Source organism: Veillonella sp. oral taxon 780 str. F0422 (assembly GCF_000221605.1).
In the GTDB taxonomy this organism is placed as follows: Bacteria; Bacillota; Negativicutes; order Veillonellales; family Veillonellaceae; genus F0422.
Genome location: NZ_AFUJ01000045.1, coordinates 1 through 788, shown reverse-complemented (window position 1 = coordinate 788; position 788 = coordinate 1). Strand labels below are relative to the sequence as shown.

The window sequence follows — 788 nt, the reverse complement described above, 5'->3', positions numbered from 1 at the left end:
TTCATGGCAGAAAAACATGTATTTTTCACTTCTGAATCTGTAACAGAAGGTCATCCAGACAAAATTGCTGACCAAATTTCAGATGCTGTATTGGATGCTATTTTAGAAAAAGATCCAACAGCGCACGTTGCCTGTGAAACATTAGTAACAACAGGCCAAGTTCATGTAGTAGGCGAAATTACTACCAATACATATGTAGATATTCCTCACATTGTTCGCGATACAATTCGTGAAATCGGCTATACTCGTGCAAAATTCGGTTTTGATGCTGATACTTGTGGCGTTAACGTAGCGATTGACGAACAATCTGCAGACATTGCGATGGGTGTTGATGAAGCATTAGAATCTCGTGAAGGTGGTAGTGATGCCTTTGATAAAATCGGTGCTGGTGACCAAGGTATGATGTTTGGTTTCGCATCTAATGAAACAGAAGAATTAATGCCTATGCCTATTAGCTTGGCACACCGTTTATCTCGTCAATTAACAAAAGTTCGTAAAGATAATACTTTGGATTACCTTCGTCCAGATGGTAAAACACAAGTAACTGTAGAATATGTTGATGGTAAACCAAAACGTATTGAAACTATCGTTATTTCTACACAACATGGTCCAGAAGTAACATTGGAACAAATCCAAGCAGATATTAAAAAATATGTTATCGATCCAGTACTTCCAGAAGGATTCATCGATGAAAATACTAAATATTTTATCAATCCAACTGGTCGTTTCGTAATCGGTGGTCCACAAGGCGATGCTGGTTTGACAGGTCGTAAAATTATTGTAGATAC

Annotated in this window: 1 protein-coding gene; it reads left to right on the top strand. The window is 37.8% G+C overall.

What is annotated here, in order from left to right; genetic code table 11:
* Window positions 1-3: 3 nt before the first annotated feature.
* The coding region (metK, locus tag HMPREF9200_RS05240; protein WP_009353777.1) for a methionine adenosyltransferase at window positions 4-788 on the top strand (785 nt) is incomplete at its 3' end.